Genomic DNA, 8,590 nt, shown 5'->3' on the forward strand with positions numbered 1-8,590 from the left:
CCTACTACCAGTGCTATGATTGATATCCTCCTATCCGTAGCTATAAAGTTGATTAATCCTGAACCGTTAAAAAACTGGTTTACTCATTGTTGTTACTGTCCATCATAACAGCGCAAAGCGCTGTATTGGTCTGGCAAACCCGATTCTCCTACTTCTTCACTCGGTAGTTCGTACATCGTGGGTAGGTTTTCTCTTTTGGGAGTCCGAGAGATTTTTGTTGACTTTTGGGTCAGGTTAACCATAATGGGGACTTTTAAAGGAAAGAAGGGTTGATTTTTTACGGATTACTTAATCCCTCTCGGCTAGGAGAGGGATTGGCTTCCCAACGTTTAAGTGTCGTACATCCGCGCTTCTATAGCATCGGGATGTTCTTCACAGTATTGTTCAAACTTGGTTTTGGTGATTTTCTGTGCTTGCTGGTGAGCCGCTTCGGCTTCTAGCTCTTCGACAATATCCCAAGCAACCGCACATTCACGGGAGTTGGGGCCTTTCTCTTTACAAATTGCCCGTGCTTCAGTAAGTGCCTTTTCAATTTCTTCTTGTAGGGTGACGGCTTTGGGTTTTTCGAGAAAATCACCGCGATTGAGAATATCGGTAATCGAAATAATGCCTATGACTTCGCCACTAATTACGGGAGCGCGATGCAGTTGTAAATTCGCAAATAACCGGGCGACATATTCAACACCTAAATCGGGATTGATTACCACACAGGGTTTGGTCATAATTTCATAAACCCGGACTGTTTTAGGGTCAGTTCCATAGGCAGTGACTTTATAAACTACGTCACTTTCGGTTACAATTCCATAGCTATCTTGCTCATGACGGCGTTTAACGATGAGCGAACGAATGTTCTTTGCTCGCATGAGTTTAACGGCTTCGTCTACTGTGGCTAAACCACCAATCATCACCACATCTTTGGTCATGATATCTGATGCTTTTAACATGTTTTTTCCTCTTTTAAGTCTCTGTTTACAATCGAGTTAACATTGGAGATTATGGATGTACTAATTGGGGAGCAAGTGGGTTAATTTGTTCCTCTAAATAACCATACCACTGTTCGAGACCAAAACCACTTCGGGCAGATACTTCAAAAACCTGGGCTTGTGGGGCGACTTGCTGAAGGTTTTTGAGGGCAATTTTGCGATCGAATCCAACGACTTCAGCAATGTCAATTTTGTTGAGCAGAATGACATCAGCACTCTTAAACAGGGTAGGATATTTGAGGGGTTTATCTTCTCCTTCTGTGGTAGAAAGTAGAGCTACGCGCAAGGTTTCGCCGAGATCGTAGGCAGCGGGACAAACCAAATTACCGACGTTTTCTATGATCAAAAGCTGTAATGGATCAAGGGGAATTTCGGCGATCGCCTGGGCAATCATATCCGCTTCTAAATGGCAGATACTGCCGGTGGTAATTTGCACGACAGGAGCACCGGTTTCCCGTAATCTTTGAGCATCATTATCCGTGGCTAAATCTCCCACGATCACCCCTGTGGGGAGTCGTTCTCCCAGATCCGAGAGGGTGCGTTGAATCAGGGTTGTTTTGCCAGAACCCGGAGAAGAAAGGATATTCAAAACTAACAGCCCTTTGGCTAAAAAATAGCCTCGGTTACGTTCAGCGAGGCGGTCATTTTTGGCTAAAATAGCTTGGTGAACCGGTAGGGTATGGGTATGGGCACGATCGCCGTGATGATGATCGTGTGCACGATCATGATGATGATCATGGGAGGGATGAGAATGGCTATGAATCTCAACTTTTCCAGGAGTTACGGCACAACCACAATCAGTACACATGGATTTAAGAAACCTCCAAGGATGCTAACTCTAATTCTTTCCCTTGACGAACTTCCCGGCTTAGTTGTCCACAGTGAGGACAGATATGAATAATGCCACTGGGATAGAAGTTTTCCTGACAATTGGAACAGTAACATTCAACCGGTATGGTTTCGATTTCTAGTGTAGCACTCTGGGCAATTGTATTTTGAGTCACGACATCAAACGCAAAGTTTAAAGCTTCTGGAACAACACCGGAGAGTTCTCCCACGTTGAGTTTAATCCGATGAATTTGTTTTGCCCCCTGGTTTTGAGCGTGGTTGAGGGCAAGTTTTAGGGTTTCTTCCATGATACTGACTTCGTGCATAGTCAATTAAAAATTAAAGCTTAAAAATTAAAGAGTGTGACGATTTTGGATCAGGTGGGTGATGTGATTGAGGGCAATTTTAACGCGCTGTTGTGCAAGGGGGGAGAGACGATCGCTGTCGGAAAAATCTACTCCAGGGACGCTAATCATCCAGGCTTGGGGTACAGTGTGATATAACCATTGGCACAAGGAAAGTAAGCGAGGAGGGCTGAGGGAATGTCCCCAAGGTAATCCTTGTTCTGGCACCGCTTCAAGTTTGGAGAGGGTTACGTCGTCTCCGGATAGGGCAGCATCAACAAAAATAGCTAACTGGACTGCGGATAATTCTTGTGCTAATTCTGGCATAAGCTGATGGACAGCACGCGATCGCACATTCATCCATTCCCACTCTTCTACTCTCATCGCTACCGTTTGCCCAATGCCATCATCACCTCGTAGGAGGTTACCATAGCCGATAACTAGGACTGTGGGTGAGAGATGAGATGGGGGGATAGGGGGATGGGGAGATGGAGAAATCATGACCATTAAACCGTTGTTGGAAGATGGGATAAGTTGTGGTTTCAATTGTGATGTATTAGTTTGGCGATCGCATTTTATGGGTTCCGCCATTTATCCTAAATCTTGCTGCACCATCTATCCTAAATTTTGCTGGTTTTCTTAATACCCTGCGATCGGATCTGCTGACAGAGAACTTAATTTAAAATTAAGATTTTTGTATACTTTCCCCAATCAGTCCTCTTCTGTAGAAAGTAATTCGTCACGAATCAACTCTTCTTGCCCAGGGCGATCGTCCCATTATTCCCGCCAAAGGCAAAACTTAAACACAAACAATGTTGTATCGGCTGAGAACGGGCAGCACGAACAACACTGATATTAAACTCTGGCTCCCTTAACCCCACACAAGGAGGTAAGATTTGATGCTTGAGTGCCATTAAAGAAAAGGCGATACCCAATGCTCCAGAAGCACCCAATGTATGCCCGGTTGCGCCTTTCGTGGAGCTAACAGGAACTGTTGCTGGAAATAGGTGCTGGATCAGTTGGCTTTCGGCGGCATCATTTAAGGGAGTGCTGGTTCCATGGGCATGGATGTAGTCGATAGAACTTAGAGTTAAGCCAGATCGCTCCAAACAAGTTTTAATGGCGATCGCTGCACTCATGCGATCCGGTTTAGGGGCGCTCACATGGTAGGCATCACTGGTAAAGGCGGCTCCCAGGATTTGACCATAAATAGAGGCTTGACGCTGCTGTGCTGACTCTAGGGATTCTAGGAGGAGAAATGCGCCTCCTTCCCCTAAAACCAACCCTTCGCGATCTCGGTCAAAGGGATAACATCCCGTTTTCGCTAAGGCTCCCATTTGCGTAAATCCCGCTAGAGTCAAAGGTGTGATCGGCGCTTCAATTGCCCCGGCTAAAACCTGTTGAGTATAGCCGCAGCGAATCAGTTCATAGCCTTGGGCGATCGCCCACATGCCCGTATTGCAAGCATTCATGGGAGCTTGGACAATCCCTTGAGTCCCGGTAAGTTGAGCCGCTATTCGCGCGGGAAGATCGGGCAAATAGTCTAGACAATTGGATATATGGAGGAATCCTGGATCTCCCGTCAAAAACCGCCCGGCGATCGCTTCCCAACTCCCTTGAGCGCTGCGACTCGATCCCACAACAATCCCCAGATCGGGTAAGGGAGGAGTCATATCTGCATCCTCCAAAGTCTCCAGGACTAACTGACGAGTCAGCTCTCGCAAAGAAGCCGGGCGATCGCCAATCATAGCTAGAGGACGAGGCGTTAAGTCCGGAAACGGTTGCGCCATGGCGATCGCTGATTCCAGATTGAGGAGCTTGTGCCAAGTCCCATTATCGCGCGATCCCAACGCCGAGACTAAACCCAATCCAGTAACAACAACGACTGTCATAATATCGAAAACTAGGGGATTTTAATATTATCATTAAAAGATGCGGAGGTCGTAGGGTAGACACTACCAGCCTTACTGGCTACTAGCTTAAGGCAATATAGGAGGTAAATTATGGTTGCTGCAATGACAAAACAGAGCGCAGTTGAAGAGTATCTAGAACAGGAAAATCGGAATATTGACAAAAGCGAGTTTATTCAAGGAGAGATCATCAAAATGGCGGGTGCATCAGCGAATCACAATATTCTTACAGGAAAACTTCATGCTCTCTTGCTGTTTGCTTTAGAGGATCGGGGTTATTCTGTATTTATGAGCGACATGCGCTTGTGGTTGTCTGCATCCGAGAGTTATGTTTATCCTGATATCATGGCGATCGCGGGAGAGCCAATGTTTACCGACAGCAAACAGATGGCGCTCACGAATCCTTATCCTTGTTTAATTGCTGAAGTTTTATCCTCGTCCACCGAAGGATTCGATAAAAACCAAAAATTTGCCCTCTATCGCTCCATTCCCCAGCTACAGGAATATTTGTTAATCGATCAATTTTCCTATCGGGTAGAACTCTATCGTAAGGTTGGCGATCGCCAATGGTTGCTCACGGAGTTAATTGGTGAAGATACAATAGTAGAATTGCAGTCAGTAGATGTTACGATCAAATTGGCCGATCTGTACAAGCGAGTCCAATTTGAGCAATCTCAAGAATAAAATCAAATCTGATTAAATCGTTCTGACCGGCTTCAGGATTTGAATTAATACGAGGTATCCATAATGTTGTCTCACTCAGGCTCTTGAAGATGCGACAACTCCCAACTGCTTCAAAACCATTTTTGCAGCTAAACGTCCTGACTGTGCTCCACCATTCATATAGCCTTGATAGTCATCACTGGTGTGTTCTCCAGCAAAAATCAAGCGTCCCTGATGAACGTTTTGCTCATCTTCTCCCTCTAAATAAACATGATTTTGAATAAATCCTGTGTACTGTCCTGGCTTAAAACAAGCATAGCTACCTAAAGCATAAGGATCGGTCGGCCAATGGAGGCGAGTGGCTTTTCCATTGTACGTTTCCAGTAGATTGGGAATTAAACGATCGAGCATTTTGGTATAAAGTTGCCCATTCTCCTCTATGCTGTAGCGCTGGCTATTGAAACCGATATCTCCACCCAGATAATAGGTTAGCGCTCCAAGTTTAGACTGTTGAAGTTGCGAAGCTTCAAAACAGCTTTGCCAGGGCAGATCCGTATATCCCAGACCACTCAATCCTCGATCTCGCCAGACGGGTGGGTTATGACCTACCGTAACTTTCACGTTATTGCCGTAACCCACCTCATTAATAAACCGGCGCAAGGTTTGTGGTAAGGGTAATCTTATCTGAATAGAACGAAGAACGCTAAATGGAATAGCGAGAACGACAATATCTGCATCCACATCAGTAAAATTGAAGGTGAGTTTAAAGCCCTCTCCGTGTTGCCGAATCGATTCTAAGGCCATTCCAGTCTCAATTTGATTCTGTAATTCTCCTGCGAGGGCATCGGTAATGGCTTGAGTCCCATTTTGAACTAGATATCGTTCATCCGAGTGTCCAGTCGATTCCACATTGCCTTCCCTATCTACACGAGGAAGCAACCAGATTAGGTTAAGCGCTGTGATTTCATCGGCTTCGAGTCCCATCTCAGTAATCATGACGAGTTCAATGAATTCTCGTAACCATCCCGAGAGACCGATGCGATCGCAATACTCAGCAACGGAGAGAGCATCTAATTCAACACTGACATTCTCCCAATCTTCATCCAGGCGATCGGCATCGGCAGCCATGCGTTTGGCAACGGGGACAAGGGCTTCAGCAAGTTTGGCTTCCGAGAGCATTTGCCCATCAAAATGATACAGATCCGTGAGAGCCAATTCTTCAGGGACAAAGCGATCGAGCAGAGGAATCTGGAATTCTTGCGCCAGCGCCAGCATATCTTCATGGTCGCTATTGATATACTCAGCACCAAGGTTAACCCAAATCCCTGGCCCCACCGCATCTTTCACCGTATACATTCTGCCTCCCACACGATCTGAGGCTTCATAAATTGTGGCGCGGTAGCCCGCCTTTTTCAGAGTGTAAGCCGTACTCAGACCCGCAATTCCTGCCCCTACGATCGCAATTTTGGGAGCAGATCCCTCTCGTGCCGACACAGTAGCAGCCGGAGATTGACAACCCGTCCCTAACAGCATTCCTCCAGCCAACCCACTAGCAATTTGCAAAAATGAGCGCCCCTTGAAACGTTGACGTTTCTGATTTTGTTGTATTTCTGACCATGCATCCAGAGGAATCTGACGACGATTCGATTCTGTTGCCGAACGCAAGGCGCGAGAGAAGAGACCAAATAAGGGATTGCGTGCCATAGATGAGAACCCACTAGCGCTTCAAGTTTTCCAGTCCCTGGGTGACTGTTGCTGAGTCAATCTTATCGCCCTGTTGAATTGCATCAACCCCTTCCATCCCCTCAGTCACATAACCAAATACAGCATAATTGCCATCGAGGAAGGAGAGATCGGCCAACGCAAAATAGAACTGGGAAGAGGCAGAATCGGGGAATTGCGATCGCGCCATCGCCACTGCACCACGAGTATGCTGAAGTTCCGGAGGCTTGTTAATTTGTGCCACAGGAAATGTTTGACTATAAATCGGTTCGCTCTCCTCTTGTGGGGTGATTTCCAGGGGAATTTGTCGCTCCTGTCCGGTTGCTGGATCGATAAATCCACCGGTTCCATTGCCTAGGGGATCTCCCCCTTGCACCACAAATGGTTGAGGCTCGCGCACTACTCGATGAAACGTCAAGCCATCATAAAACCCGCGCTCGACTAAATCCACAAAGTTTCCAGCAGTTACTGGTGCTTTTGTGCCATCCACACTAATTGTAATGGGCGAGCCTTTAATGGTCATTACCACTGTTGCTTTACCCTCCAAAAGGGGTAGTCCGTTAAAGGGACGATTGGGATCGGCACTCGCCACTGGGGAAGGGGTTGCTCCTGTGGTGCTGGGGGAGCCATCTGAGTCAGGAGCAGAGAGGCTATCACTGCATCCGGCGATCGCCAATGCACTTAACAGCATCAACGAGATGACCCAATATTTTGGTCTAATTTGCATAGGATTAATTGAATTTCTGTTACCAAAGCTACGGATTGATTGTACCGAATGGGTGACTTAGAGTCCTTCTAAAGGCACTTCTAAAAATCGGGCTAACTCTGCGGCTTGGTTTTCTAGGTCTGAGAGACTCATGGGTTGTCCCACACGAGTTAAAGGAATATTGCCTTTTCCTTTAACTCGCAGATAAATTTTCCGCTGAGGATTAAGTCCTTCTTTGATAATTACGCCCACTGCTTGAATATCTTCTAAGGGATAAGTCAAGTCAATTTGGCGATTTTTCCCCGGAAATCCCCAACGAAAAACTTTTGCCACGCCAGTTTCATAGCTAAATTCGTTATATCCACCACCGACATCCCAGAGAATCACCAGCCATAGATACAGAGCCAGCAATAATCCCGCACTGCCATATAAGCCCATGACCAAACCTTGAGGCACAAATATTAGCTCGGTGGGGTTACTAAAGGGTATGAGGTTCACTTGCAGATAGCTCGATAACCCGGCTAATAAAAAGCCAGATGCGCCCATAGAAATGATGGTTGCCCAGGCATAATTACTCAGTCGGCGTGAACCGAGAATGGATTGATGTAAAACTTTTTTGTTCTTTGGTGTGGAGGTTCCTTGTGCCGTCATAGGTCTGGGTGAAGTTGGATCGCTATACCAAATTAAGAGTGCTTTCTGATTTTACCTTAATCTTTGTCCACCATTGGTAGGAAGCGATTTCCTCTTGTCCCCTCATCAAGCCACCCTCTTTTCTGAGAGAATCTGAGAAAATGTGTGACATATTGTAAAATTTCTCAGATTGTTTATTATAGATATTATGCGGAAAATCCAATCGCCTTAAGGACTTGGATGCCTGTTCTGCTTTCTTGTGGTATGTTAAGAAAGATTAATTTGCCCCTAAGCCTAAGCTTCAGAGGCAAATTAATTAAAATAATGGCTGTTCCTGAAAGTGGAGAGGTCATTCCTCATATAGGGAAAGACACTCAAGGGATTCTACCACCGAGTGGTCAATCTCTTAAGACATCCACATAGGGAACCTTTGGGAATTCATCCCCTGCAATTGATTTAAATTTGTAACGTCAGAGGATTTGCTCAATGACAATCGCAGTCGGACGCGCGCCCAGCGACAGAGGGTGGTTTGATGCCCTCGACGACTGGCTAAAGCGCGATCGCTTCGTCTTCATCGGATGGTCAGGACTCCTGCTGTTCCCCTGTGCCTACCTCGCCATCGGCGGTTGGCTCACAGGAACCACCTTTGTGACCTCCTGGTACACCCATGGACTCGCTTCCTCCTACCTCGAAGGCGGCAACTTCCTCACCGTAGCCGTATCGAGTCCCGCAGACAGCATGGGACACTCCCTCCTGTTCCTCTGGGGTCCAGAAGCTCAAGGGAACTTCGCTCGCTGGTGTCAG

The 8,590-nt window shown here is 46.5% G+C and carries 11 protein-coding genes and 1 pseudogene; 3 read left to right on the top strand and 9 right to left on the bottom strand.

Features of this window, described 5'->3' with window-relative positions; translation table 11 throughout:
- Positions 1-92 precede the first annotated feature (92 nt).
- The 5 genes from J7545_RS09545 to J7545_RS09565 all read right to left on the bottom strand — a co-directional run bounded on the left by J7545_RS09545 (position 93) and on the right by J7545_RS09565 (position 2,656).
- Positions 93-242 carry a hypothetical protein gene (locus tag J7545_RS09545; protein ID WP_318701972.1) on the bottom strand — a complete coding sequence of 50 codons (150 nt, stop codon included), beginning with the start codon at positions 240-242 and terminating at the stop codon, positions 93-95.
- Between the two features lie 87 nt (positions 243-329).
- Complete coding sequence (locus J7545_RS09550; protein WP_318701973.1) at positions 330-944, bottom strand: CP12 domain-containing protein; 615 nt, start codon at positions 942-944, stop codon at positions 330-332.
- A 49-nt stretch (positions 945-993) separates the two neighbouring features.
- Positions 994-1,791 (bottom strand): hydrogenase nickel incorporation protein HypB, encoded by a 798-nt coding sequence (gene hypB / locus J7545_RS09555; RefSeq protein WP_318701974.1) that lies wholly within the window; start codon positions 1,789-1,791, stop codon positions 994-996.
- Positions 1,792-1,795: 4 nt separating this feature from the next.
- Positions 1,796-2,137: a hydrogenase maturation nickel metallochaperone HypA gene (gene hypA / locus J7545_RS09560; RefSeq protein ID WP_318701975.1), complete on the bottom strand. Its 342-nt coding sequence runs from the start codon at positions 2,135-2,137 to the stop codon at positions 1,796-1,798.
- A gap of 27 nt (positions 2,138-2,164) precedes the next feature.
- Positions 2,165-2,656, bottom strand: a complete 492-nt coding sequence (locus J7545_RS09565) for a hydrogenase maturation protease (RefSeq protein ID WP_318719503.1) — start codon at positions 2,654-2,656, stop codon at positions 2,165-2,167.
- Between J7545_RS09565 and J7545_RS09570 the strand changes: the two genes are divergently transcribed.
- Positions 2,655-2,798: a hypothetical protein gene (locus tag J7545_RS09570; protein WP_318719504.1), complete on the top strand. Its 144-nt coding sequence runs from the start codon at positions 2,655-2,657 to the stop codon at positions 2,796-2,798. The two genes, J7545_RS09565 and J7545_RS09570, sit on opposite strands and share 2 nt — an antisense overlap.
- A 103-nt stretch (positions 2,799-2,901) precedes the next feature.
- On the opposite strand, the gene J7545_RS09575 is transcribed toward J7545_RS09570, so the two are convergent.
- Positions 2,902-4,047 carry a beta-ketoacyl-ACP synthase gene (locus J7545_RS09575; protein WP_318701977.1) on the bottom strand — a complete coding sequence of 382 codons (1,146 nt, stop codon included), beginning with the start codon at positions 4,045-4,047 and terminating at the stop codon, positions 2,902-2,904.
- A 108-nt stretch (positions 4,048-4,155) separates the two neighbouring features.
- Between J7545_RS09575 and J7545_RS09580 the strand changes: the two genes are divergently transcribed.
- A complete protein-coding gene (locus J7545_RS09580) occupies positions 4,156-4,749 on the top strand; it encodes a Uma2 family endonuclease (RefSeq protein WP_413038591.1) in 594 nt (197 codons plus the stop codon).
- A 75-nt stretch (positions 4,750-4,824) separates the two neighbouring features.
- Here the strand turns inward: J7545_RS09580 and J7545_RS09585 are convergent, their stop codons facing one another.
- Genes J7545_RS09585 through J7545_RS09595 form a run of 3 tightly spaced genes read right to left on the bottom strand, consistent with a single transcriptional unit; the run spans position 4,825 to position 7,807 of the window.
- A complete protein-coding gene (locus J7545_RS09585; RefSeq protein ID WP_318701979.1) occupies positions 4,825-6,432 on the bottom strand; it encodes an FAD-dependent oxidoreductase in 1,608 nt (535 codons plus the stop codon).
- A gap of 13 nt (positions 6,433-6,445) precedes the next feature.
- Complete coding sequence (locus J7545_RS09590) at positions 6,446-7,177, bottom strand: peptidylprolyl isomerase (RefSeq protein WP_318701980.1); 732 nt, start codon at positions 7,175-7,177, stop codon at positions 6,446-6,448.
- Between the two features lie 57 nt (positions 7,178-7,234).
- The gene (locus J7545_RS09595; RefSeq protein WP_318701981.1) at positions 7,235-7,807 is read right to left on the bottom strand and encodes a photosystem I assembly protein Ycf4; all 573 of its coding nucleotides are present in this window, start codon (positions 7,805-7,807) and stop codon (positions 7,235-7,237) included.
- A gap of 465 nt (positions 7,808-8,272) precedes the next feature.
- Here J7545_RS09595 and J7545_RS09600 point away from each other — a divergent pair.
- Positions 8,273-8,590: pseudogene (locus tag J7545_RS09600) on the top strand (photosystem II D2 protein (photosystem q(a) protein)); the annotation flags it as partial.

Origin of the sequence: Roseofilum sp. SBFL, from assembly GCF_017746885.1 — a bacterium.
In the GTDB taxonomy this organism is placed as follows: domain Bacteria; phylum Cyanobacteriota; class Cyanobacteriia; order Cyanobacteriales; family Desertifilaceae; genus Roseofilum.